Origin of the sequence: Rhizobium sp. 2YAF20, from assembly GCF_052114685.1 — a bacterium.
Lineage (GTDB): Bacteria > Pseudomonadota > Alphaproteobacteria > Rhizobiales > Rhizobiaceae > Rhizobium.
The window spans coordinates 82,098-106,288 of sequence record NZ_JBFRFF010000008.1 but is presented as its reverse complement, the minus strand read 5'-3'; the positions used below and the strand labels follow the sequence as shown (position 1 = coordinate 106,288).

The following is a 24,191-nucleotide window of genomic DNA, read 5'->3' as shown; positions in this document are numbered from 1 at the left end:
GCGCGATGTTGGTGGCAGGCATTAAGAGCAGACCGGAGTACAAGGGCATCGACATAGACCCTCACGCGAAGCGGCACCTGTTCGTGCTGGAAGGCGAGGGGGCGCTGGCGCTGATCGAGCGGGCCGAAGGTGATGCCGGCTTCCTTCAGAAGGCTGAAATCCTTTATCTTCCAGCAGGTTCCGCTGCCCAAGATCACGATATGGCTTTGGCGGCGCTCGGCGCCGACATCTTCTGGAAGGCGCCAACGCTGCAGCCGCTGATGTTCCGCCTGCGCGCCTGTCTCGAAAGCGCGACGATGGGCACTCGCATCTACATCTCGGGGACGGAGGGCTTCATCGGGCAGATCGTTCAGGTGACGCTCGATTTCGGTGTCGACTTCAACTCGTTGAAGACGGAGCATCGCGGCTCACTTGCCCGCCGCGTCCAGTGCGTTCACTGCAAGGGCATCACCGATTGTGTTACGACAAGCCCGGTGATCTGCACGCATTGCGGCCTGCCGCTTCTGGTTCGCGACCATTATTCGCGTCGCCTCGGCGCCTTTCAGGGCGTAAACATCGATGCCGAGGAACCGGGCACCGCGCCTGAACCCGAGGAGATATTCCCTTGAGCCTCAATACGGAAATGGCCGTTCGGGTGGCGGCGGTCACTAAGGTTGCAGCGGCGGTGAAAACCTTTCGTCTGGAGCGGGCCGACGGCGGGCCGATGCCGGTCTTTTCGGGCGGTTCGCATGTCGTCGTTTCCATGAACGACGGCGGTCTTCTTCGACGCAATCCCTACTCGCTGATGTCTCGTCCGGACGATACCTCCGCCTACGAGATCAGCGTGCTGCGTGTCGCCAATTCCCGCGGCGGGTCGCATTTTCTGCATGATATGGTCGAACCCGGGGACCAGCTGACGATCAGCCAGCCGGTCAACCTGTTCCCGGTCGATCACCGCGGCCGCAAGCACATCCTCATCGCAGGCGGCATAGGTATCACGCCATTTCTGGCGATGATGGAGCAGTTCAGCCGCGACAATATGGCGTTCGAGCTGCACTATGCCATCCGCTCGCGTGAACACGGCGCATTCTGGAAAGAGCTTCTTGATCGCTACGGCCCGCGGCGGATCAAGATCTATTGCGATGAGGAAAAGAACTTCATTCCGGTTGCCCGCCTCGTCGAGAACCAGCCGCTTGGAACGCATCTCTACGTCTGCGGCCCCTCCGGCATGATCGATGGTGTGCTCCTGACTGCACTTGAGGCAGGCTGGCCGAAAGAAAACCTGCATGCCGAGCGCTTTTTGGCGCCTCCGGCGGGCCTGCCGTTCCAGGTGATGCTGGAGCTATCCGGCAAGTCGATCACCGTCGGCGAGCACCAGAGCATATTGGAGGCCGTCGAGGCTGCCGGCTGCGATGCGCCGTACATGTGTCGCGGCGGCGCCTGTGGCCAGTGCGAAACCGCTGTCCTATCCTCAGACGGCGAGCTTGAGCACAATGACATCTACCTGTCCGACGACGAAAAGGCGGCTGGCCGCAAGATCATGATCTGCGTTTCGCGCTTCAAGGGACAGCAGCTTGTACTTCAACTTTGAAGCGAAAGACACACCTCGAGCATAGCGGCCCGGACACAGCGGTAAGGATCGAAGAAGATGACCATCAAGTTCAGGCAAGAGACGTTTCGCGACGACTTCACCTTCCGCAACAGCCCTGACAACATCAGGCGGTTTCCATTCCCGTTCGACCAGGACAAGTACATGTACTCGGTCAACATGGAGCCACATGTCAAAGGTGCTGCGGCAAGCGTCTTTGAAAACCTGATCGATGTCGACGAACATTACGTCGCCGAGATGCATGACCGGGCGCTGGTGCTGAAAGAAGATCCGCTGCGTTGCCAGGCATTGCCGCATATGATGACGGCGCAGTGGGACACGCTGGAGCTGTTGATGGAGCATCAGGCCGCCGATTACCCCGAGCATTTCTCCCTGACGAGGGATGGCGACCAATGGCGCTGGATAAACCGGCCGCTCGGCATCGACGATACGTTCACCTTCGGCGATGCATCGACCTTGCCCCATCCGCCGATGGAATACATTACCCTCCAGGCGCAGGGCGATTTCTGCATCGTCGACCAACGCGACGGCAATCTGTGGATGGACGCCGGTATGGTGACCACTCAGGCCGACTGGTCGCTGGATTTCGACATCGGCATGAATTTCATGGAATGGCACGGGCCGGTGCCGCTCGCCCATCAGATCGGTGTCTTCGACCGCGCATTGAAATTCCTCTTGAACCTGCAGCAGGGCAAACCCACCCGGCGGCTGAACTGGACGATGACGATCAATCCGCGCCTCGACACCAGCCCCGAGAATTATCACAAATGGGGCCCCGACCGCCTGACGGTCACGCCAGAGAATATCGGCGAGAAGCTGCACCTGCGCGTCGAGCTGCAAAGCCTGTGGCGCCTACCGCGTTCGAACGCCATACTGTTCGTCATCCGCTGCTATCTAATTAGTCTCAACGAACTGGTGACGGTTCCAAAATGGGGAAGGCGGCTGCCGCGGGTGCTTGCGACCCTGCCGGACGAGATCGCCGACTACAAGGGCATGACCCGCTATCGCCAGATGGCGATCGACTGGCTGAAGACCTATGATGACGGCCTGCCGACCAGTCCGGGAATTTTCCCGGATTGACCTGCCTTGCCGGTGAAGACCAATCAAAAAAGAGGGAACTGGAATGACAAGAGTTGCCGTGATCGGCGCAGGGCCGTCTGGCCTTGCTCAATTGAGAGCGTTTCAATCGGCCGCGCAAAAGGGCGCGGATATTCCCGAAGTCGTCTGCTTTGAAAAGCAGGCGGACTGGGGCGGGCTTTGGAACTACACATGGCGCACCGGCCTCGATGAATATGGTGAGCCGGTCCATGGCAGCATGTATCGCTACCTCTGGTCGAACGGACCCAAGGAATGCCTGGAATTTGCCGATTATTCGTTCGAGGAACATTTCGGCAAGCCGATCGCTTCCTATCCACCGCGCGCCGTACTTTGGGATTACATCAAGGGTCGTGTCGAGAAGGCAAAGGTTCGCGACTGGGTGCGCTTCAGCACCCCCGTGCGCATGGTCACCTTCGACGAAGCGACCAAAAAATTCACAGTCACCGCGCATGATCGCGTCAACGACCGGATGTATGACGAGCTTTTCGACTATGTCGTCGTGGCAAGCGGCCACTTCTCGACGCCGAATGTACCCTATTTCGAAGGCGTCTCGACCTTCGGCGGACGCGTGCTCCATTCCCACGATTTCCGCGATGCGCTCGAATTTAAGGACAAGAACATCCTGATCGTCGGCCGCAGCTATTCGGCTGAGGACATCGGTTCGCAGTGCTGGAAATACGGCGCCAAGTCCGTGACCGTCAGCTATCGGAGCAAGCCGATCGGCTTTGCCTGGCCGGAGCGCTTCGAGGAAAGGCCGCTGCTGCAGAAACTCGAAAACAAGATGGCCCATTTCAAGGACGGGACGACCAAGGAAGTCGACGCGCTGATCCTGTGCACCGGCTATCTCCACCATTTCCCTTTCCTGCCGGATAGTCTTCGCCTCAAGACCGCCAATAGGCTCTGGGCCGACGACCTCTATAAGGGCGTCGTCTACGAGAAAAATCCGCAGCTGTTCTATATCGGCATGCAGGACCAGTTCTACACGTTCAACATGTTCGACGCCCAGGCATGGTACGCCCGAGATGTCATTCTCGGTCGCATCAAGGTGCCAGGAGCTGCGGAAATGAAGGCCCATTTCGATGCCTGGAGAACCCGCGAGGATGGGCTCGAGGATGCAGAGCAGATGATCTGGTTCCAGGGCGATTATGTGAAAGAACTTCTCGAGGAGACGGATTATCCGAATTTCGACATCGAAGGGATCAACCAGACCTTCATGGAGTGGGAACACCACAAGGTCGAAAGCATCATGGGCTTCCGCGACAACGGCTACCGCTCCTTGATGACCGGCAACATGGCGCCAAAGCACCACACGCCGTGGCTTGAAGCGATGGATGATACGCTGGATGTTTATTTGAAGAACTGAAAATTTGACCTTTCGAAGGGGAGAAATCTTGACGAAAGTCTAGATTTCTCCCCTATTCGTCTGATGGAATTTGATTGGCACCCGCAAAAACGCGATCGGACGCTAGGTGAACGGGGCATCGATTTTGCTGAGGTTCTGATCGGTTTCCTGGATGCCGAACGGAAAGTCGCAGTCGATGATCGCAAGGACTACGGCGAAACCAGGTACGACATGCTCGCCAGCGTTCGTGGTCGAATTTTCCGTATCGCATAGATCGAGCGCGGAGCGGTTATCTGGATCATTTCAGCGCCAATGGGCGTAGGTACCGGACACGAATGAATGCGGCGCTTCGAAAATATATCGAAGCCAACCACAAGGCTGGGTAGCCGCTCAAGACCGCGGCTTCAGCTTCTGTGGGTCGTAGTGCGCAAATGGCACGATCACTGCCGGCAGACGCTTTTGATGGCCGTCGAGTTTGCCGATTTCTACCTCTGTACCGACCTGAGAAAGCAAGACATCGACCCGTGCCAGCGCGATCGTCTTTTTCAAGATCGGCGAGCGGGTGGAGCTGGTGATGACGCCGATCTGGGCGCGGCCGATATGGATGGTGTCGCCATGGACGACGGTTTCGTTGGCGTCGATGTCGAGGCCGACCAGCTTGTAGCGCGGGTTTTCCTTTCGACCGATCAGGGCGTCACGGCCGATGAAATCCTCGGTTTTCGACTTCAGCGGCACCGTGAAGCCGATGCCGGCCTCGAAGGGGTCGGTCTGGTCGGTAAATTCATAATGCGCGAAGATCAGGCCTGCCTCGATGCGCACCATGTCGAGCGCTTCGAGGCCCATCGGCTTAATGCCGTGCTTTTGACCCGCGGCCCACACAGCGTCGAAGACGGTGAGGGCGTCCTTTGGGTGGCAGAAGATTTCATAGCCGAGTTCGCCGGTGTAGCCGGTGCGGGAGACAACCACCGGAGCGCCTTCGAAATGCCCGATGCGGCCAACGGCAAAGCGGAACCATTCAAGCTCGCCGATCGCCGGCTGCACAGGCGCCGTCCAGACGATCTCCTTGATGATCTCGCGGCTCTTCGGTCCCTGGACGGCGATGTTGTGCATCTGGTCGGTCGATGAGCGAACCCAGGCCTTGAAGCCCATCTTTTCAGCCTGCTGGCGCAGCCAGATGCCGGAAAAGTCGTCGCCGGCGATGAAGCGGAAGTTGTTTTGCGCCAACCGGAAAATGGTGCCGTCGTCGATCATGCCGCCGTTTTCATAGCACATGGCGGTGTAGACCACCTGGCCTGGCGACAATTTGCGGATGTCCCGCGTCATGCAGTATTGTAGCAGCGCTTCCGCGTCCGGTCCGGTCACCTCGAATTTTCGAAGCGGCGACAGGTCGATGACCACGGCGCGTTCCCTGCAAGCCCAATATTCCTCGATTGGTCCGTCATTGTTGAACCGGCTCGCCAGCCAATAGCCGCGATATTCGGAATAGTTTCGCGTCATACCTGAAAGACGGGGGTGGAAGGCCGTTTCTTGCGTCATTTCTGGCTCTGCATCCGGGGTCATTCTGATTGCCACCGCTCGTGTGAATTTCTGGCTGTCCGAATAGGTCCGGACGTGGATGTCGGTCGGGTCCCAGCCATTGGCCGCGTCGATATCGTCGGGACAGGACGAGGAGACGCAGACGAGATCGGTCAGCGCCCGCATGAGAACGTAATCGCCGGGACGCGACCAGGGCTCATCGAGATAAAGCTGGTTTTGATGATCGATATTGGTGTTGTAGAAATAGTTGATCGCTTCCCAGCCTTTACGCGGTGCGATGCCATAGGGCGCGAGCGCCGCGTTAAAATTGTCCGTGCAGTTCACGTGGCCGGGGTAGCCCATGTCATCGTAATAGCGGGAATTGCAGGCAGTGGCGAAGGCGTCGTGCCGGCCGACCGTATCCTGCACGATCTCGACCAGCGGCTCGAAGTCGCGATCAAATCCCTTGGAGGGAAGCCCCGGCGTTGGATAGCTGCGCCCCAGCAGGGTGCGCGTGACGGTCGCGTCGAGCGCTCTGTCGAGACCCTTGTCTACCTTGCGCGCCGCAAATGCCTGAAAGTCGGTGCATTGGCGGCCTGCGACGTCGATGATCTGGATGAATTCGCCTGCCTTGACAAAATAGGCCGAGGCCGTCGCCGCCTTTATCCGCAGCTCCTGTAGTGGATCAGCCATCGGCTCGGGAAGCTGCTCCTCATAAGTGCGGATGCGACGCGCGCGCGTGATCGAGACCTCGATCGCGGTCGCGGTGTTCTGCAATTCCGCATCCATCGGGCCGCCGGGGGCTGCGACGATTAGCAGCCCGTCGAGTGCCATCGTCAGCTCCGCCGACGCGCCTGACGACGAGGTGCCCCCGAAAAGTGTGAGAGCCATGGCCTTACCAAGATCGACGCCGCGTCGCTCAAGTGCCGCCAGCGTTCGCCGGGTGCCTTCACTGTCGCTCGACAGAATGTCGCGAAGGCCGATTGCAGGCCCGGAAAACGGAACCCCGAGAGCCGCCGGCTCGAACCGGCCGTTTCTGTCGACGAAGCTGACCTCGCAAAGCTGGCATCCCTCGACGTCCGCCACGGTCACCTTGTCGCCGACGCCGACCTTCACGACGGTCGAGCCACGGCCCTTGACGCGGTATCGCTCAGTACCGGCCGCCAATGCAGCATAACCGGGCCGATATATCTTGCTTGCGCGCGGTGGCTGCAGAACGGTTCCGGGCTCGTGCATCTTGTCCTCCGGCGAACGCCGTTTTCCCTGATTTTCCCGCTCTTATATCACCGGAAATGCGGTTGAGAAACAAAGACGGACTTGACCCTTAAGAAAAAAAATTCACTATGAGAATAAGCGAAGGTTAAAAAAGCTTGTAACGGGAACCGGGCCAGAGGCGCTTTCATGACGCCGCTGGCCCAGCAAACAGACCTGCGCGATCAACAAAAAATAAGGGAACGCGCATACCGCGCGATACGGCAAACTGGTCGAGGAGACTGTTTATGGTAGCTATCGTTGAGACCGAAGGGTCCGATGCCGCGTCAGGCGGCGGGTTGATCCGCTCGCTGGATTGGAAGGGCGCCTTCTGGGTGGCCGCCGGTGTTCCGCCGCTTGTGCTGTTCTCGATCGGCGGTATCGCCGGGACGACAGGCAAGCTTGCCTTCGTCGTGTGGATCATCTCCATGGTCATGGGGTTCCTGCAGTCCTTCACCTATGCCGAGATCGCCGGCATGTTCGCCAACAAATCCGGCGGTGCGTCGGTCTACGGTGCCACCGCCTGGCTGCGTTATTCGAAATTCATCGCGCCGCTCTCGGTCTGGTGCAACTGGTTCGCCTGGTCGCCTGTGCTGTCACTCGGCTGCGCCATCGCAGCCGGCTATATTCTCAACGCGCTCTTCCCGATCCCGGGTGCAGACTCGCAGATGGTCGTTGAGTGGATCACCGCGCATGCCGGCAGCATAACGGCTGACAGTCCTCGCGTTGCGGAATGGCTTGCGGCAAATGCCGGCAAAAGCCCGCAGGACGCAATCACTGCGTTGATTTCGGCTGATGGCGTTGCTGCCTTTACCCCTGCCATTCGCAGCTGGTCGCTGGTGACCTTCGATATTCCGTTCCTTGCCAAGGCCAGCCTCAATGCGACCTTCATCATCGGTGGCATCCTTATGCTGATCATCTTCGCGATCCAGCATCGCGGCATTCTCGGCACTGCCAATGTGCAGAAATGGCTTGCGATCATCGTCCTCGTGCCGCTTTTGATCATCGGCCTGTTCCCGATCTTCAGCGGCCAGATCGACATGATCAACGTCACCAACCTTTTGCCGCCGACGGCCGCTTACGCTGCCACGGATGGTACCTGGAGCAATGGTGGCTGGACGCTCTTCCTCGGTGGGCTATATATCGCCGCTTGGTCGACCTACGGGTTCGAAACGGCGGTCTGCTATACGCGGGAGCTGAAGAACCCGCAGACCGACACGTTCAAGGCGATCTTCTATTCCGGCCTTCTGTGCTGCCTGTTCTTCTTCCTGATCCCCTTCACCTTCCAGGGTGTGCTCGGTCATTCCGGCATGCTTTCCCCTGGCATTGTCGATGGGTCGGGTGTTGCAGAAGCTCTGGCCGGCCTCGTCCATGGTGGCAAGATCGTCACCCAGCTGCTGGTTATCCTGATGATCATGGCGCTGATCCTTGCGATCATGACCGCAATGGCAGGCTCGTCGCGGACGCTCTACCAGGGCTCCAAGGATGGCTGGCTTCCGAAATATCTCGATCACGTCAACGAACACGGCGCTCCAACGCGCGCCATGTGGACGGATTTCGCCTTCAATCTCCTGTTGCTGGCGATCGCTTCCGACACCGCGGGCTATTTCTTCGTGCTCGCCGTCTCCAATGTCGGCTATATCATCTTCAACTTCCTGAACCTCAATGCCGGCTGGATCCACAGGATGGATTCTGGCCATGTCGAGCGGCCGTGGAAGGCGCCGACCTGGCTCATCGGCCTTAATACCGTACTTGCCTTCGTCAACGCGCTGTTCCTCGGCGCCGGTGCCAAGGTCTGGGGCTATTCCAACGCCCTGTGGGTCGGCTTCATCTTCGCAGCGCTCATCCTGCCGGTCTTTGCCTATCGTCACTTCGTTCGCGATGGCGGCCGGTTCCCGGAAGGTGCGATGGATGATCTCGGGCTGGTCGGCCAGGACCTGGGCGTTAAGAAGGCGGGCATCCTGCCTTACCTGGCACTGGCGGCAGGCCTTGCGGTTGTGCTCGTGGCGAACGTCATCTTCCAGCTGCCGGCGTGATGTCTGATGATACGGGCCGGCGGCAATTGCCGCCGGCCCGTTTGCCCCGGACGAGGCTGGTTCCCGCGCCCGTCGATTGGCATTATATGTCAGCAAATGATTTGCTGAAGTGAGGGGACCGTAAGCAATGACGCAAAGGGCAGGGAGCGCCGATCTGCCGCTGCATGGGGGTCGGGTGCCGAAGTGGCTCGGCGACCGTATGACCCGGCTTGGCGCCGTCATTGCCGAGGCGATCATCCAGCACTACGGGCGCGACGAATTTCTTCGCCGGCTCGCCCATCCCTTCTGGTTCCAGTCCTTCGGTGCCGTCATGGGCATGGACTGGCATTCCTCCGGCATTACCACCAGCGTGCTTGGCGCACTCAAGCGCGGGCTCACACCGCTCTCCGGCGAACTGGGCATCCATGTCTGCGGCGGGCGTGGCGCGCAATCGCGAAAGACACCCGGCGAATTGTTGGCGATCGGCGATCGCGTCGGCATCGACGGTGAGGCGATGGCGACAGCAAGCCGGCTTGTTGCCAAGGTCGACAGCGCTGCAGTCCAGGATGGCTTCGATCTCTATCTGCACGGCTTCATCGTCACGGATGATGGCCGTTGGGTCGTCGTGCAGCAGGGTATGAACGGGGACCTCCGGCAGGCGCGGCGTTATCATTGGATATCGGAGGGGCTGAAGAGCTTCATCGATTCGCCGCACGCGGCAATCGAAGGCCGAGGGCAGGGGCAGATCGTCAATCTCGCCGACCGCCGGGCGGATGTGTCCCGAAAAGGCCAGCTCGATCTGCTCGCAACCCTCGGGCCAGACGGGATCGCCCGGGAGGCGGCGGCTCTGGAACTGTCGCGCATTGAGCCCGTCGCCACGAAGGCGTCGGATCAGCTCATGCTTCCCTATCTCATCATGCCCGCGCACCACGACGTACGCGAGAGTGATGTGATCATGCGGCGCTTGCACGGCAATCTGGCGGCTGCCGCCGATCGCGGCCCGGAAGATTTCGAACAGTTGCTGCTTGTGCCCGGCGTCGGCGCCCGCACCGTCAAGGCATTGGCGATGGTTGCCGAAGTTGTCTATGGCGCGCCCTGTCGCTTTTCCGATCCCGCGCGCTTCTCGCTTGCCCATGGCGGCAAGGACCGCCACCCCTTCCCCGTTGCGCTGAAGGTTTATGATGAAACAATCAAGGTCATGAAGTCGGCCGTGCACAAAGGCAGGCTCGGGCAAACCGAGGAGCTCGAGGCATTAAGACGTCTCGATGATCAGTCGCGTCGGCTCGAACAATATGTGACCGGTCCCGACCTCAAGGAAATTATCGCGGGTGAATTCGAGAATTCCGCGCAGTTCGGTGGACGCAGCGTCTTCGGCTGGGAGCAGCCGGTGGATGTGAGCGGCGTGGGCGTCGAAACGCACAGGCGAAAGGACTAGCCCGCCAGACATGCCGTTCACCGGTGGACTTCGTCAACCGCACGATGCTAGCTTCGGCTCCTTGTCAAGATAGGGCTAAAATATGGAACGGCAGGCGTGAACCACGAAGTCGGATTGATAGCGACCGTTGCCATCAGCTTCGTGTCCTCAGCGCTGTTCGGATATGTCGCCGATCGCCTGCGCTTGCCGCCGCTGGTCGGATATCTCGTGGCCGGCGTCGTCATCGGCCATTTCACGCCAGGGTTCGTGGCCGACAGCAATCTTGCCGGTCAGCTCGCCGAAATGGGCGTGATCCTGCTGATGTTCGGGGTGGGGCTGCATTTTTCAACGTCCGATCTTCTGGCGGTTCGCGGAATTGCCATGCCCGGAGCGATCATCCAAATCGTCCTTGCGACGCTTCTGGGTATCGGCCTTTGCTGGATGTGGGGATGGAGCCTCGGCGCCGGTGTCGTTTTCGGCCTCAGCCTCTCCGTCGCCAGCACCGTCGTCCTCCTGAAAACGCTGGAGGAGCACAATCTCGTCGATGCCGTCGAGGGCCGCGTCTCGGTCGGCTGGCTGATCGTCGAGGATTTGGTGATGGTTCTGGCCCTGGTCCTGCTGCCGGCCTTGGCAGGGGTTCTCGGCGGACATGCCGAAGGTGCGGCGGGATCCGCTGCCGACGTGAACGGCATGCAGATCATGGCAACGGTCGGTTTGACGCTGGTCAAGGTCATTGCCTTTGCCATCATCGCCATCGTACTCGGGCCGCGGGTGGTGCCGTGGCTCCTGACGCTTGTGGCGCGTACGGGTTCAAGGGAGCTTTTCACGCTGTCGGTTCTCGCCATCGCCCTTGGCATCGCCTTCGGGTCGACAGCGATCTTCGGCATATCCTTTGCGCTCGGCGCCTTCTTCGCCGGCGTCGTCATGAGTGAATCCAATCTCAGCCACCGGGCGGCGGCAGACTCCCTGCCTTTGCAGAATGCATTTTCGGTGCTGTTCTTCGTCTCCGTCGGAATGCTGTTCGATCCATCGATCCTCGTTCGCAACCCGATAGCCGTCGTCGGCGCACTGGCGCTGATCATCGTTGGAAAATCGCTGCTGTCGTTCTTCATCGTCATCCTGTTGCGCTACCCGATCGGCCTTGGCTTTGCGGTTGCCGGAGGGCTGGCGCAGATCGGCGAGTTCTCGTTCATCCTGGCTGGCCTAGGCGTTTCGCTTGGCCTGTTGCCGCGCGAGGGACAGGACGTCATCCTTGCTGCCGCCATCCTCTCGATAACGATCAATCCGCTATACTTTCTGGCGGCGGAAGCCCTGCGGACACACTTCTACGCAGCCTGGCCACAGCTCTCGCAGCGGCATGGCCGTGAAAGGCACGAGGCGCTTTCCTTCGAACTCGAAAACAACCGGATCGCCAGCGAGGAAAGAAACCGCCTGCATCAACTGGAGATCCAGCAGCTGGCCGAGACCTTCCCGATATTCTCTGATGTGGACGAGCATTCGCAGGAAGAGCTTCTTCTGCTGTTCCGCCCGAAGTCGGCATCCCCCGGCGATCGGGTGCTCAGGGTCGGCGACCGCGGAGACGGCATGTACTTTGTTGCATCGGGTGCCGTCGAGGTTCACCTGGAAAACGGCAATGTTCGCCTTTCTGCCGGTTCGTTCTTCGGAGAGATGGCACTTCTGACCGGCGGGCGCCGGACGGCAGACGTGGTTGCGGTCGATTTCTGCCAGTTCCTGGTCCTGGAGCGGCGCGACTTCAATATTTTCATGTCGCGCCATCCGGCGTTGCGCTCCGCGGTCAGTGATCTTGCCAGGGAGCGTTCGGAGATGAATGTCGCCAGGCAGAGGGGCACCAGCGCTGCAGGCTGACCCATGCAATGCATTTTTCGCCTTAGAAGTGCGATCCAACGGCTTGGAAACGAAGCATTAATCACAATCTCTGTAGAGAAGGATGACGCTCAGGAGAACGAATCAATGGCCGCCGCTCATCAAGACCTTCCTTCCGCGGCGACGCATGGCCGGATTATCGCCTTTCCGCTGTCGGCGCGCTCGAGGCTGATTGCGTGCTGCGCCGAGGAGCTTGACGGCAAGCATGGCGAAGAGGCCGTTGTCTATTGGCGTTCTCAATGCCGCGCACTGGCCGACGAATTGCTGACGCTTGGTTTTTCCGACGCGGAAATGCGGGTGCAGATCATGGAATTCCAGGACCACGTCCAGGGCGCGATGATGCGCCTGCACCAGTCCGAACGGCCGGCCGAGACGATGCAGCGCTAGCTGTTGCGGCTGCAGAACATGCTCGGTCGGGCCTCGCCATCCGATTTCATCATCAAACGCCGGCTCGGCTCTTTGCCGCTCTGTACTTTTCCAAGCGAAGCGCGTATGTAGCGCGGCAATGAACAGGCCCGCGACGTGTTGGCCGCGGCGATCTGCGCCTGCCCGATCCCGATCATAGTCCGGCGCGCGAAAACCGAATTCCGAAAGACAAGACATGACACAGTTCGAAGGGATCGCTCCGGCGATTGCCGAGGCGTTGAAAAAACGCGGTTACGAAGCACTGACCCCGGTGCAAACGCAGATGCTCGATCCGAAGCTGGACGGCGCCGACGCGCTGGTTTCAGCCCAGACGGGATCGGGCAAAACCGTCGCTTTCGGCCTGGCGCTTGCGCCGACGTTGCTTGGCGGCAAGGATCGTTTCGGCAATGCGGGCGCCCCCATGGCGCTCGTCATCGCCCCGACCCGTGAGCTGGCGCTCCAGGTCAAGCGCGAGCTGGAATGGCTCTACGAGCTGACTGGCGCAGTCATCGCGTCCTGCGTGGGCGGTATGGACATGCGCAGCGAGCGACGTGTGCTTGAGCGCGGCGCCCATATCGTTGTCGGAACACCCGGACGGCTTTGCGACCATATTCGCCGCCGCTCGCTCGATATTTCGCAACTCAAGGCAGCTGTCCTCGACGAAGCCGACGAGATGCTCGATCTTGGCTTTCGCGAAGACCTGGAGTTCATCCTCGAGGCATCTCCTGCGGAGCGACGGACGCTGATGTTCTCGGCAACCGTGCCGCGTTCGATCGCAACGCTCGCCAAGAGCTATCAGCGCGATGCGGTCCGCATCAGCACGACCGCCGAGGAAAAGCAGCACGTTGATATCGAATACCGCGCCCTAACCGTTGCCGGCACCGACCGCGAAAACGCGATCATCAATGTCCTGCGTTACTACGAGGCCCAAAACGCGATCGTCTTCTGCTCGACACGCGCAGCCGTCAACCACCTGACATCCAGGTTCAATAATCGCGGCTTTTCCGTCGTGGCCCTTTCCGGCGAGCTAAGCCAGAATGAGCGTACCCATGCGCTTCAGGCCATGCGCGACGGCCGGGCCCGCGTCTGCATCGCAACAGACGTTGCCGCTCGCGGCATCGATCTTCCAGGCCTTGACCTTGTGATCCATGCCGACCTGCCGACCAATCCGGATACGCTGCTCCATCGCAGCGGCCGCACCGGCCGCGCAGGGCGAAAGGGCGTCAGTGCTCTGATCGTGCCCAGCAGCGCACGCCGCCGCGCCGAGCGCCTGCTCGAAAATGCCCGCATTAGCGCAACCTGGGCCAAGCCGCCGTCTGCCGACGACGTCAATGCCCGCGACGATGAGCGCCTCCTTGCCGACCCCGTCCTGACGGAGGTTCTTCGCGATGAGGAAAAGACGGTTGTTGCCCAGCTTCTGGAGCGTCACGGCGCCGAGCAGGTTGCCGCAGCATTTCTGCGCCAGTACCGCGCCGGCCATTCGGCGCCGGAAGATCTGGTTGATGTCGCTATCCCTGACGAGCGCAAGAAGGGCCGCCGCGACGAGTTCTCAGCGCCACGCGAGGATGGTCCCGCCGCTCGCGCGGATTTCACCGACGGGGTCTGGGTTTCGCTGTCCGTCGGTCGAAAGCAGAGCGCCGAGCCCCGTTGGCTGATCCCGATGATCTGCCGCTACGGCGATCTCACCAAGCGGGATATCGGCGCTATCAAGATGCAGCCGGAGGAAACCTATGTCGAGTTTTCGGCCGATGGAGCCGAGCGGTTTCTCGCGGCAATCGGCCCGAACAAGACGTTGGAAAAGGGCATTCGCGTCAAGACGCTTGATGGCGCGCCGGACCTGTCGCGTGGCAACCAGGATGGCGGAGCGCCGAAGAGATCGTTTCCCGCCAACAACCGGCCGCCGCGCGACGACGTGAGGCCGGCGCAAAAGTTCGAGCGCAAGCCGGAGCGCGGGCTGACGCTTGCGGAAAAAATGGCAGAGCCGGCAGACAAGAAGCCCTGGACAGACACGAAGCCCTGGGCAAAGAAGGCCGGCAAGCCCGACTTCAAGCCAGATTTCAAGAAAGACGGCAACCGCGCGGGTCCGGGCAAGCCGAAGGGCAATGCCAAGCAGCGCCAGGATTGATCGTCCAACTTGGCTCAATAAAAAAAGAGGCCGGGTCGAACCGGCCTCTTTTTCATTTCGATCGGCAGACGCGGGTTACGCGTCAACCAAAAAAAGCGGTTAGATTGCGCGCAGCTGATCTGCCGAAGACTTGCCGGAACGCTTGTCCTGCACAACTTCGAAGCTGACCTTCTGGCCATCCTTCAAGGATCCCAGGCCCGAACGCTCGACTGCGCTAATGTGCACGAACACGTCAGGTCCGCCGCCATCCTGCTCGATGAAGCCGAAACCCTTGGTGCTGTTGAACCACTTAACTGTGCCTGAAGGCATGAACGCTCTCCCTTTTATTGGCGTCGAATGAAAGCCGTTGTCACACGGCTCGTTTGATCGAAATTGCGAGGAGGTTGGTCACAGGCACGCTTGGAGCTTTGCATCGAACACAGTTCATCAAAATCGACGCTGTTGAAAATAGAGATTTCACACGCAAGGGCAAGATGGTTTTCACCGCTGGTCCGATCTTGGACAGTTGCGCGCACTGTCGCGCGCGGTTCAGCAGCCCCTGCGTCGAACAAAAAGGCGCATCTTTTTCAATGAGTTGAGATCAATCGCTAAGACGCAAAAGGCGGTGTGTTTTTTCGCTGCTTAGCTTGTTCCAAACCAATTATTTGTGGCCGGGAGATCGCTGCAATCGAATGGTGCGACATGACGCAGCTTCCAGGCCGCGACATTTGGCCGAACGACACGCGAAGCTTCGTGACAAAACACGGCTGTTTGGAAAACCCCTCGAGCGGATTTTCCAAACAATGCTAGGAGCTAAAATCGACGGTGGCGTTAGCTCTTGTCCTTCTTGCCGAGCTTCAGGCCGCTCTCTGCAAGCTTTACCTGCGAACCCACCGCTGAGACGGACTTTTCGGCCTTATCCTTCTTGGGCTTTCTAGTTTCCCGGTTGCTTCTCACTTGCCCTTTAGCCATCGGAGTCTCCCTACCTTATTAATTTGAGATAAGCTGCTGTGTCGGACACGGAGAGTTTGGCGGCCCGAAAACCTCTGAGCCGCAACGAGCCAAGCTGGCCAACGCCGATAACCAATTTCTCCGTATCAATTGAGGCTTATCTAAGTCAGAAACCGGGCAGCCGCCTAATGCCTTGCGACTTCTGTTCCCTGAATAGCCGAGAGTTTCCAATCGGATCCCGGTTTTCTGACGAAGGTCCAAAGCTCGGTGGCCTCGCTTGGATTGCGATCGTCTCCATCGACAAGCCGGCCGGTGGTGCGATCGAGCATGGCATCGACGCTCGAGTAACGCATGGCCAGCGTGGCGTAGTCGGCATTGTCCTCGTGCCAGGCTTCGGCGACGTCGCCCTGGAGCAGATGGACATTCGAAACGCTGTTGCGCACACCCTTGGTCGCGTTCTCGCCAAGCTCCTCTGCAAGGTAGGACATTGCCTCGGGCGTCGTCAGCGCCCGGATGGTGCCATAGTCCTCCTTGCCATAGGCGGTCTGTATCTCAGTCAAAAGCTGCTCGAAGCGATCGAGATCGGTCTGGCGCAATCCGATCTCATCGGGCGCGCTGGACCGTGGTTGAGCAGGGGCCGCCGAGGCACCGATCGTCGGAATGTGGAACGAGGTATTTGCCGGCGGCGGTCCACCAAAGGAACTGCGCGGGCTCGCCGCAGCGGCGCTCGATTGCTGACGATTGGCGAAGAACCGGACCGCCAACATCAGAGCTCCGATAACCAGGGCGATCTGCAGCAGCATTCCGAGAAAGCCGAAGCCGCCACCGAAGCCCTGTCCAAGCAGCATGCCAAAGAGGCCGCCAACCAGCAGGCCGCCGATCATCGAGCGCCCAAAGCCGCTGAAAAATCCCGGGCGTGGAGTAGTGATGCCCGGTTGGGGCGCCACTTGCGGCGTCGTCGTCGGCTGTGGCGTCATCGAGCGCTGTATGGGAGCGGCCGTGGTCGGCGCGGTGCTGGTCGTCGGCGGAGCCGAATATGTTCTCGTCCCGCGACTGCCGAAGCCGCCACCGCCAGCACGCCGGGCCTGCGCATCGTCGAAGGTGGCGAAGGAGGCCGCCAGAGCAAAAACGAATATGAAAGCCAGATGGGCGAGACGCGAAACTGTGGGCATTGCTTTTCCTGTCAGAGGCGATTGGACTAGAGGTAGCCTATATAGGTGTAAACTTTCACAGTTATAAGTTTGATTGTCCGCCCACCGGTATTGAGCCGCGCCACATCGCGCAGCGAGGCGATCCCTTTGCCAGGCTTGCGTCCCCTATTTCTTCTCCTGCTTGCCTTTGGACTGCTCTTCGCGCTCCTTTGCCAACCGCAACTCCCGCAAACGGGCAGTCTTGGCGTCCCTCGCTTTCTTTGTAGTTTCCGCCTCCTCGGCGGCGACCCGGGTTGCATTTTCGGCCTGCAACCGCTTTTCCTCCTTCGAATATTTGGCCCTCTGTTTTTCTTCCACCAGCGTCTCCTAGGCTATGCTGCGACCGTCTTCTGTTTTGCGCCGGCCTGTTCCTTGGCGGCGATAGTCATTGGCAATCGAACACATGGCGAGCGAAAAAGTTTCAAATTCAATGGTCGTGTTCGTTGGTCGCATCAAGCCTGGACAACATTTTTCAATGGCTGGAACTGCTTCGAGTTCCTGGCGTTAAGGCGGAGTATCGAGCATTTTCACAAGCCTCCAGAGGTCCGCCATGAACCGTTCCAGACAAGACTGGATCAGCAAACGTGCTTATGCCCTGTGGGAAGCGGGCGGTCGCCCGGCCGGCCGCGATTTTGAACATTGGGTCCAGGCTTCAAACGAGTTCGACAGGCTGGAGCGCACCCAGGCTTCGGCTGATGGAAGCGAGCTTCTGTCCAAGCTGGTTTCGTCGACGAGCCGCCTGCTGCGCGCCTCTAACATCGACCGGCCGCAGACCGGAACAGAACAGACGCGCCAGCCTTTCTGACTTGCGGGAGAGATGCCGGGTTCAAATTGAGCGTCCTTAGCTGAGCAAGACGAACGCCAGACGCCGAAACAGTTCGCTGGTGCGGAAAAGGTAGGCCCGAAGGCGGCCAATGGGCCGAAGCTTCGCCGCGCGATAGTCGCTGCGCGTGCCGATCAATGTCGTGCTGCGAGTGCCATCGAATTTCAACATATTGCTGGCGGTTGAGTAGATCGCCAATTTCATGTCCCAGCCGCGCTCAAGCGCAACGTCGAACGGCAAGGACATGACACGCATTGATTTCAGAAGTTTCTCGGCTCCGCGGTGCGTGACTATATAGCCCGCGGCTGACCCCTGTGGTCCGAAAAGGCAGCGGCCTACCACATCGCCTTCATTGGTTTTCGCAAGCGGCCGAAATCCCGGCCAGCGATGGTTCATGAGCTTGATGACTTCGGCGAGGGGAAGTGCTGCTCTCAAGGCATCTGCTCTTGCAGGCAGATCTGCCTCGAACGAAACGTCATCTTCTATGATGACCGCTGCTTCCCTGCCGCTTTTCACGAATTGGTCAAGCGCCATCAGATGGCTGCGGTAGCAGCCATACTCCCCCGGCAGGATCGTTCTGCCGTGACGGCGAACGAATTTCCTGTGATCGACATCGACCCAGGTCTCGCGCGGGATCAGCGAACCGTCTACGCCTTGAATGCGCTGCACCTCAACCGCAACATCTGCTGCCTGTTCAAGGATATCGACAAAATGATGATAGGTGCGGTCGATATTGATGACGTAGACCGGTAGTGGTTTCGAAGGCATCCGCTCTGATCTTCTTCGATGCGTGGGCTAAGCGACGGATTGCCTTCGCATTAGCAGAAAATGGGATCAAGCCTTCTTTCGTCTGTCATGGCTTGCCGTCACCCGATCAGATGGCTGGTTGGCCGGATAAGGGCTGTGGAGACGGCCGAGCCTGTTCGGTGGCGCCGGCAAAATAATGGCGCACCTTCGTCGCCTTGGAGCGCGTCGTCAGTCTTGTAAAGCAGTAGGATACCAGGCCTCCCATCTCGGAAAGCCGCGAGGATGGCTGACAGAACGACGCCCATCGCGTGTCTTGAAGAAGGTTTGAATAATATGCCTTCATCTTGCGGTGGGGCCAGGGAACCGTCGCCTGCCACGGCTTCTTACGGCCCGTGAAATGGCGTATGCCCGGTTCCTTGATGAAAGGCAGGATGCCGGTCTGGGCGTTCCAACGCGGGTCCAGTACCTGCCAATTGTCTTCGAAGGCGATATTGAGGACATCCTGGTCGTGCGCCTCGAATATCTCCGGCTGTGCCTCGAAGGTCTCTCTTGCTTGCTTTATCAAGCCGTGCCGCAGGCATTGCTGCCAATCGAAGAGAAGGATGCCGGCGTTGAAATAGCGCGCACCCCGCCGCATGCCGATTTTTTCCTGACGACGCTCGATCTTTGCGGAGAAGGGCATCAGATAGTCATCGACCGCGCCAAGCGGCTTGCCTTTGAGATCGACATTGAAAAGACTATCGAGCCCTGACACTGCGATGGCGTCGGCATCGATATAGAGAAGCCGCTCTATGGTGGACGGAAGGTTGAGGTCCAGATAGAGCCTTGCCAGCGTGGCGCGCGACCAGCGGCCGAGCGAAGCGCCTTCCGCCTTGGGAGATGTGTCGCGCAGCAGCTCGATGCTGATGGAATGATGCCGGGCGAAATTTTCGATATCGACGACCTGGTTTTCATCGACATCTATTGCCAGAAGAAACAGCCTCGCCTTGACGGCTGTCAGATTTTGGTGGACCGAGCGCAAGGCGCAGCAGGCCGCAGGCAGCATCCTGGCGTCGGCGCAGGCGACGACAGCGAAAGATCCGGGGGTTTTCTCGCTGACAGACGAGTGCATTCGTGCTCCAATGGGCCGGCTCGGTCGTTGTCCGCCATCATGGTTACCGGCGCCGACAGGCAAGGGATTATCCAGCCGTCGTTCCGGACGAGTAGGTTCGAGGCCTCCTAACACCTCAAGCTGATGTTGAAATGAAATGTGCAGGATATGCTGTGCGACCTGTGGTTGTTGCTGGCGCCTTTGAAAAATGAAGGTAGATTGGACCACATGGCCATCTGCGGGCGCAGTTTCGACGCAATTCGGGCTATGAGATTTTTCGAACGGATTGAGGTGGATCGTGCGGATATTGCTTGTTGAGGATGATCATATTCTCGGCTCATCACTGAAAAAGGCGCTGGAGAAGAACGCCTATGGCGTGGACTGGCTCCGCGATGGCCAATCAGGCCTTCTGGCGCTGGAGAGTTCTCATTTCGCGGCGGTCATCCTCGATATAAATTTGCCTGAGCTCAGTGGCATCGGTGTGTTGAAGGGCATTCGCCAGAAAGGCAACCGCGTGCCGGTCATGATGCTCACCGCGCTAGACGGAACCCGCCAAAAGGTCGAGGGATTGGACGAGGGCGCCGACGACTACATGGTCAAGCCATTTGACCTTGATGAGCTTTTGGCCAGGTTGCGAGCGCTCATTCGTCGAAGGGAAGGACGAATTGAGACCGTCATCCGGTGCGGCGACGTCGAGGTCGATCCATCGGCAATGGTGGTCCTGAGGGACGGCGCGCGGGTTCATACCACGGCGAAGGAGTTTCATTTGCTGAAGCTGCTGATGGAGCGAAATGGTCGCTACGTCACCAAGAACGACATAGAATATGCGCTCTATGACGCTGACAACGCCGTCGAGAGTAACACGATCGAAGTGACGGTCTACAATTTGCGCAAGAAGCTCGGGGCGGACCTCATCAAGTCCATCCGCGGCGTTGGATATATGATTGAACGATGAATACCTCGACGCTGACACGCAAGCTGTTCCTCAGAATAGCGCCAGTGGTGATCGTCACCATCGTCATCGTCGGCGCTTTTGCGTTCAACAGCGCGACGCGTGAGATCGATAACATCTACGATGCCCAGCTGATCAACGACGCGAACGTGCTGTGGGGCCTGCTTCAGCACAAGTTGAAGCGGCCGTTCGATCGCGTACCGAAGCGCATCGACGACATCGATTTCAACATGGACAACCAGCTTGCCTTTAACGAGGACGCCGACGACTATGCGGATGCGCATATGTTTCGTGGATGGGTCGATGGCCAGATCCTTGTCTATAACAGCACCGCATTCCTTTCCGAGGTGCCGCAGCAGAAGGAGGGTTTTTCGACCGTGCCTTACAAGGGCGAGACGTGGCGGGTCTATACTTTGCCGATCCCAAATAGCTCGATCGTCATGGAGGTCGGCGAAAAAGTCGCTCTCAGAGAGACGCTGGTCGCCAATATCCTGCTCAATCTGTTCTTCCCGCTGCTCATCCTGATCCCGATCATCGGCTTTCTGATCTGGCTCGGCATCAATAGCGGCCTTAGTACGATCCACGGCCTCGTGCGCGATATTCGGACGCGATCGCCGGATGATCTTTCCGCCATTCCGGTCGAAGACCTGCCGCGCGATCTCCTGCCGTTGGGCCGCTCGATCAACCAGCTTCTGTCAAAGCTTGCACGTTCCCTGACGCTCGAAAGGCGGTTTTCGGATCTTGCTGCGCATCAATTGCGGACGCCGCAGGCCGGCGTGAAGCTGCTTCTTCAAATGCTTGATAATGTCGATACGGACAAGGAACGTCAGGCGATTGTCTCCGATCTCGTCGCCAGCAACGATCGCGCCATGCATCTGATCGAACAGCTGCTGCGGTTGGCAAGGGTCAGCCATCATCCGCTGGAGCTTGTCCCCGTTTCGCTCTATCACGTCGCCGCGTCGGTGCTTGCTGAGTTCGGCAGCGTGCTCAATGGACGGCAGCTTGACGCCGTGCTCAAGGGTGACGAGCAGGCCGAGGTAAAGACCGACGAGTCATTGCTGCGCATGATGATCAGCAATCTCATCGACAACGCGATCAAATACACCCCTACTGGCGGCCGGATTGAAGTCTTGGTCTCCTCAGGGCCTGAAGAATGCCGGCTGTCCATCAGCGACAATGGTCCCGGCATCCCGGCCGACCAGCGCGAAGCCGTCTTCCAGCGTTTCTATCGGCTCGATACGCTGCACACCGAAGGGGCAGGGCTCGGCCTTGCCATCGTCGCGGATATCGTCGACCGGCTTGCAGCGACGATCGAGCTTACCACGCCGTCGTGGGGCAAGGGCCTGAGGATCAATCTGGATCTGCCGAGAGAACAGGTAGCCTAACCTTCAGCTCCGACGGCCACGGCGAAGTCGGCGCTATCCCAGCAATCTCGCGCCAACCAGAATAAGGTGAAACGCACGATTGAGCCCTGTTTCAGGTCCCGCGTCGGCAGGTCGCAGAGATAGGTTTGCAGTCCGGTGTCCGTTGCAATCGTGTCGGTGGTCGTCGACCACTCGTCCTTCGACCAATGAACGCGCGCCGGCTCCATGAACTCGAGCCGCAGGACCCGCCCGACGTCGATCCGCCCGATCGGCGATGCTCTGCGCCAGACGATCGGCGCGGGTGCGGGCCTGCTCTTCACGTAGCGGCGAAAGGTCTGGGGCGGCATATCGAAGACTGCACCGTCGCGCAGCGACCGCAACAACTTGATATGTTCGGCATGGGCCCAGACCAGCGGCATCGCGCTACCGGAAGGCTGCCCGAGGAACAGCTCCCGCTCGGGGATGTCTTCGCCGTCCCAGATCTGCTCGGGCAACAGGCCGCCCGGACTTGCGGAGGCCTCCATTGTCGCAAGCAGCCGCTCTGCTTCGGCAAGCCTGCCGGCTGCGATCTCGTAGTGGGCGCGCTCTCCGGTGAGCAATGGCCACAGTCGGCCAATTCCGGCCCCGTCGAAGGGTGACCCGTCGGGCTGTTCGCCGTAGCCGTCGTCGTTGTATCGATACCAATAGGGGCCGGCCGGGAGATCGCGCCGCAACACCGCGTCGATCGCCGCCACGGTATTCACCATCCTTATATCGTCGGCAGCGCGCAGGCCGAAGCGCACGAAGGCAAGCGCGTCGGGGCTGACGAGCATTCCGGCTTCCAGCATTTCGTTGACATCAGCCCTGTTGCGAATTGGAATGAGACCGCGGGCGCTCGACAAGCCGTCCCCCGTCGCAGAACCGATCCGCATATAATAGCCGTCGATACCGAGTTGGCGTGACAGTTCGGTGTCGGTTGCGTAGGTCCAGGTTTCGATCTGTTCGTTCCAGCCGTCGGCTACTTGCCTGATATAGTTGGCAACATCTATCCGATCCGCCGCATCCATGGCGTCCGCCGCGGCCAGAAGCCCGGCGATCTCGACTGCAAGCGTGAATGGCGAATAGCCACCATCTTCCTCCCACCGATCCTGCTGGGTCGCGGGCCCGTTGCGGATGATGAAGCTTGTGGCGCTCTCGATCATCTTTTCATAGCGAACGGCATCGGCGGGGCCGAGCACGTCGGCCCGCAGCAACATGTCATAGAGCAGGATCGGGAATGCAGTCTCGTCAAGCTGGATACCATACCAATAGGGACGGCCGTCGAGCCAGGAATTCTGCACCCAGTGACCGTCGGTCTCCTGGCTCACGACCAGGTAATCGAGAACGGCTTTCGCCTCTTCGCTGGCGCCGGCCGCCAGCAGTCCGCCAGCGGTTTCGACCAGGTCGCGCGTCCAGACCAGGTGATATCCGCCGAGATTGTCGTCGCTCTTGCTCGATCCCCACGGGATGGAAAGACTGGCGATGATCGCGCCGGACGCGTCGTCGCGGTGGGTCGCCAGAACGGATGTACTGACGCGGTATTTGTTGAGTTGAGTGGCGTCGTGGGGCTCGTCCAGGGGAAGTAGTCCGCGCTGCCACTGCCGCCATCCCGCCCGGTAACGCTTCAAGGCGGGGTCGACGCCGTGCTGCAGGCTGAGAATGGCACGAAAGGCAGCCTCCTCGGGCTGAGAGCCGAAGCCGATTGCGACCAGGGCATGGCCGTTGCTGGAGGAAAGATCCAGCGTACCGGATATGGCAACATTGCCATTTTCGGCGCGTTCGAACTCTGCGATCAGTCCTTCTCCGCGTGACAGCGTCTGCCATCCATCCGACGTGCCGACATAGCCCGCCGACCGTGCCGTCCACGCAACCGTTGCGGCAACTGAAAGCGCCGTTCCCCTGCCTTCGGCGAAAAGCAGCTGGTGCCCCTTGAAATCCGCATACCAGGCCGTGTTGTCGCTGCCGGCGTTGACCAGGTGCGGCGCGACGATCGCATGGAGCTGATAGTCCGCCAGATGCCCGATCAGTGCCTCGAACCGGATGTCCTGCAGGACGACTTCCCGGTCGGGATCGGCCAAAATGATCTTCGTTATCCTGTAGCGGCCATCTCTCGATGTGTTGACAAGTCGGAAGGCGGGAACACCATCCTCGATCATTTCGACCGTATGGTCCGCATCGCGCTTCTCGTCCGAGAAATAATCCTGCGCGGTGACAACGAAGCCGAAATCGCGGATGCAGGCGGTATCGAGCCGCAGCGCGTAAATCTCGTTGAGGATGCCGTGACTGACCGTAAACCAGACCCTGCTCTCCGGGTTCGCGGCAGTTCCGACCCCGCTCTTGTCGCTTGAGGTCCAACGGGGCGTTATTCCCGGGGCGCCGGGAGGATCTATTCGGTCGGTCAAATCACTGATCCATTTTGCGCTGCACGATTGACCCCTAT

The 24,191-nt window shown here is 59.6% G+C and carries 20 protein-coding genes; 12 read left to right on the top strand and 8 right to left on the bottom strand.

From position 1 onward, the window contains the following. Positions 1-5: 5 nt before the first annotated feature. The 4 genes from AB4Z52_RS13255 to AB4Z52_RS13240 are packed head-to-tail and all read left to right on the top strand — an operon-like array spanning position 6 to position 4,049. The gene (locus tag AB4Z52_RS13255; protein ID WP_442218382.1) at positions 6-608 is read left to right on the top strand and encodes a dimethylamine monooxygenase subunit DmmA family protein; all 603 of its coding nucleotides are present in this window, start codon (positions 6-8) and stop codon (positions 606-608) included. Further along, entirely contained in the window at positions 605-1,570 is a 966-nt protein-coding gene (locus AB4Z52_RS13250) for a PDR/VanB family oxidoreductase (RefSeq protein WP_442218381.1), read from the top strand. The genes AB4Z52_RS13255 and AB4Z52_RS13250 overlap by 4 nt, the downstream gene beginning before the upstream one ends. Positions 1,571-1,627: 57 nt before the next feature. Continuing rightward, the gene (locus tag AB4Z52_RS13245; RefSeq protein WP_442218380.1) at positions 1,628-2,668 is read left to right on the top strand and encodes a heme-dependent oxidative N-demethylase family protein; all 1,041 of its coding nucleotides are present in this window, start codon (positions 1,628-1,630) and stop codon (positions 2,666-2,668) included. Positions 2,669-2,711: 43 nt separating this feature from the next. Further along, the gene (locus tag AB4Z52_RS13240) at positions 2,712-4,049 is read left to right on the top strand and encodes an NAD(P)-binding domain-containing protein (protein WP_442218379.1); all 1,338 of its coding nucleotides are present in this window, start codon (positions 2,712-2,714) and stop codon (positions 4,047-4,049) included. Positions 4,050-4,418: 369 nt separating this feature from the next. Here the strand turns inward: AB4Z52_RS13240 and AB4Z52_RS13235 are convergent, their stop codons facing one another. Next, positions 4,419-6,779 (bottom strand): DUF1989 domain-containing protein, encoded by a 2,361-nt coding sequence (locus AB4Z52_RS13235; RefSeq protein ID WP_442218378.1) that lies wholly within the window; start codon positions 6,777-6,779, stop codon positions 4,419-4,421. Positions 6,780-7,042: 263 nt separating this feature from the next. Here AB4Z52_RS13235 and AB4Z52_RS13230 point away from each other — a divergent pair, with 263 nt between their 5' ends. The 5 genes from AB4Z52_RS13230 (at position 7,043) to AB4Z52_RS13210 (ending at position 14,637) form a co-directional block, all read left to right on the top strand. Continuing rightward, complete coding sequence (locus tag AB4Z52_RS13230) at positions 7,043-8,830, top strand: APC family permease (RefSeq protein WP_442218377.1); 1,788 nt, start codon at positions 7,043-7,045, stop codon at positions 8,828-8,830. A gap of 127 nt (positions 8,831-8,957) precedes the next feature. Then, a complete protein-coding gene (locus AB4Z52_RS13225; protein WP_442218376.1) occupies positions 8,958-10,244 on the top strand; it encodes a DUF763 domain-containing protein in 1,287 nt (428 codons plus the stop codon). Positions 10,245-10,340: 96 nt separating this feature from the next. Then, on the top strand, positions 10,341-12,089 hold the full coding sequence (locus tag AB4Z52_RS13220; protein ID WP_442218375.1) for a cation:proton antiporter domain-containing protein: 1,749 nt from the start codon (positions 10,341-10,343) through the stop codon (positions 12,087-12,089). A gap of 105 nt (positions 12,090-12,194) precedes the next feature. Further along, positions 12,195-12,494: a DUF6074 family protein gene (locus AB4Z52_RS13215; RefSeq protein ID WP_442218374.1), complete on the top strand. Its 300-nt coding sequence runs from the start codon at positions 12,195-12,197 to the stop codon at positions 12,492-12,494. A 214-nt stretch (positions 12,495-12,708) separates the two neighbouring features. Then, a complete protein-coding gene (locus AB4Z52_RS13210; protein ID WP_442218373.1) occupies positions 12,709-14,637 on the top strand; it encodes a DEAD/DEAH box helicase in 1,929 nt (642 codons plus the stop codon). Positions 14,638-14,736: 99 nt separating this feature from the next. Here the strand turns inward: AB4Z52_RS13210 and AB4Z52_RS13205 are convergent, their stop codons facing one another. The 4 genes from AB4Z52_RS13205 to AB4Z52_RS13190 form a co-directional block, all read right to left on the bottom strand. Further along, entirely contained in the window at positions 14,737-14,946 is a 210-nt protein-coding gene (locus AB4Z52_RS13205; RefSeq protein WP_442218372.1) for a cold-shock protein, read from the bottom strand. Positions 14,947-15,447: 501 nt separating this feature from the next. Next, a complete protein-coding gene (locus tag AB4Z52_RS13200) occupies positions 15,448-15,588 on the bottom strand; it encodes a hypothetical protein (protein WP_442218371.1) in 141 nt (46 codons plus the stop codon). A 164-nt stretch (positions 15,589-15,752) separates the two neighbouring features. Then, positions 15,753-16,739 (bottom strand): Tim44 domain-containing protein, encoded by a 987-nt coding sequence (locus tag AB4Z52_RS13195; RefSeq protein ID WP_442218370.1) that lies wholly within the window; start codon positions 16,737-16,739, stop codon positions 15,753-15,755. A 144-nt stretch (positions 16,740-16,883) separates the two neighbouring features. Then, the gene (locus AB4Z52_RS13190; RefSeq protein ID WP_442218369.1) at positions 16,884-17,075 is read right to left on the bottom strand and encodes a hypothetical protein; all 192 of its coding nucleotides are present in this window, start codon (positions 17,073-17,075) and stop codon (positions 16,884-16,886) included. Positions 17,076-17,307: 232 nt separating this feature from the next. On the opposite strand from AB4Z52_RS13190, the gene AB4Z52_RS13185 reads away from it, so the two are divergent. Next, complete coding sequence (locus AB4Z52_RS13185) at positions 17,308-17,562, top strand: DUF2934 domain-containing protein (RefSeq protein WP_442218368.1); 255 nt, start codon at positions 17,308-17,310, stop codon at positions 17,560-17,562. A 36-nt stretch (positions 17,563-17,598) separates the two neighbouring features. Here AB4Z52_RS13185 and AB4Z52_RS13180 read toward each other — a convergent pair whose 3' ends face one another. Next, on the bottom strand, positions 17,599-18,348 hold the full coding sequence (locus tag AB4Z52_RS13180; protein WP_442218367.1) for a glycosyltransferase family 25 protein: 750 nt from the start codon (positions 18,346-18,348) through the stop codon (positions 17,599-17,601). A 106-nt stretch (positions 18,349-18,454) separates the two neighbouring features. Next, positions 18,455-19,438 (bottom strand): glycosyltransferase family 8 protein, encoded by a 984-nt coding sequence (locus tag AB4Z52_RS13175; RefSeq protein ID WP_442218366.1) that lies wholly within the window; start codon positions 19,436-19,438, stop codon positions 18,455-18,457. Between the two features lie 277 nt (positions 19,439-19,715). Here AB4Z52_RS13175 and AB4Z52_RS13170 point away from each other — a divergent pair, with 277 nt between their 5' ends. Together AB4Z52_RS13170 and AB4Z52_RS13165 are read left to right on the top strand one after the other, a co-directional pair. After that, positions 19,716-20,372: a response regulator transcription factor gene (locus AB4Z52_RS13170; protein ID WP_442218365.1), complete on the top strand. Its 657-nt coding sequence runs from the start codon at positions 19,716-19,718 to the stop codon at positions 20,370-20,372. After that, positions 20,369-21,754 carry a sensor histidine kinase gene (locus tag AB4Z52_RS13165; protein WP_442218364.1) on the top strand — a complete coding sequence of 462 codons (1,386 nt, stop codon included), beginning with the start codon at positions 20,369-20,371 and terminating at the stop codon, positions 21,752-21,754. Before AB4Z52_RS13170 ends, AB4Z52_RS13165 begins: the two co-directional genes overlap by 4 nt. Here the strand turns inward: AB4Z52_RS13165 and AB4Z52_RS13160 are convergent. Beyond that, positions 21,751-24,153, bottom strand: coding sequence for a glucan 1,4-alpha-glucosidase (locus AB4Z52_RS13160; RefSeq protein ID WP_442218363.1), 2,403 nt, complete (start codon positions 24,151-24,153; stop codon positions 21,751-21,753). The genes AB4Z52_RS13165 and AB4Z52_RS13160 overlap by 4 nt on opposite strands. Positions 24,154-24,191: the final 38 nt, after the last annotated feature.

What these genes read in the sequence shown, in the direction of transcription:
- AB4Z52_RS13255 (WP_442218382.1), top strand. Translation starts at nt 6, where the DNA reads ATGTTGGTGGCAGGCATTAAGAGCAGACCGGAGTACAAGGGCATCGAC.
- AB4Z52_RS13245 (WP_442218380.1), top strand. Translation starts at nt 1,628, where the DNA reads ATGACCATCAAGTTCAGGCAAGAGACGTTTCGCGACGACTTCACCTTC.
- AB4Z52_RS13240 (WP_442218379.1), top strand. Translation starts at nt 2,712, where the DNA reads ATGACAAGAGTTGCCGTGATCGGCGCAGGGCCGTCTGGCCTTGCTCAA.
- AB4Z52_RS13235 (WP_442218378.1), bottom strand. Translation starts at nt 6,779, where the DNA reads ATGCACGAGCCCGGAACCGTTCTGCAGCCACCGCGCGCAAGCAAGATA.
- AB4Z52_RS13230 (WP_442218377.1), top strand. Translation starts at nt 7,043, where the DNA reads ATGGTAGCTATCGTTGAGACCGAAGGGTCCGATGCCGCGTCAGGCGGC.
- AB4Z52_RS13225 (WP_442218376.1), top strand. Translation starts at nt 8,958, where the DNA reads ATGACGCAAAGGGCAGGGAGCGCCGATCTGCCGCTGCATGGGGGTCGG.
- AB4Z52_RS13215 (WP_442218374.1), top strand. Translation starts at nt 12,195, where the DNA reads ATGGCCGCCGCTCATCAAGACCTTCCTTCCGCGGCGACGCATGGCCGG.
- AB4Z52_RS13210 (WP_442218373.1), top strand. Translation starts at nt 12,709, where the DNA reads ATGACACAGTTCGAAGGGATCGCTCCGGCGATTGCCGAGGCGTTGAAA.
- AB4Z52_RS13205 (WP_442218372.1), bottom strand. Translation starts at nt 14,946, where the DNA reads ATGCCTTCAGGCACAGTTAAGTGGTTCAACAGCACCAAGGGTTTCGGC.
- AB4Z52_RS13200 (WP_442218371.1), bottom strand. Translation starts at nt 15,588, where the DNA reads ATGGCTAAAGGGCAAGTGAGAAGCAACCGGGAAACTAGAAAGCCCAAG.
- AB4Z52_RS13195 (WP_442218370.1), bottom strand. Translation starts at nt 16,739, where the DNA reads ATGCCCACAGTTTCGCGTCTCGCCCATCTGGCTTTCATATTCGTTTTT.
- AB4Z52_RS13185 (WP_442218368.1), top strand. Translation starts at nt 17,308, where the DNA reads ATGAACCGTTCCAGACAAGACTGGATCAGCAAACGTGCTTATGCCCTG.
- AB4Z52_RS13180 (WP_442218367.1), bottom strand. Translation starts at nt 18,348, where the DNA reads ATGCCTTCGAAACCACTACCGGTCTACGTCATCAATATCGACCGCACC.
- AB4Z52_RS13175 (WP_442218366.1), bottom strand. Translation starts at nt 19,438, where the DNA reads ATGCACTCGTCTGTCAGCGAGAAAACCCCCGGATCTTTCGCTGTCGTC.
- AB4Z52_RS13165 (WP_442218364.1), top strand. Translation starts at nt 20,369, where the DNA reads ATGAATACCTCGACGCTGACACGCAAGCTGTTCCTCAGAATAGCGCCA.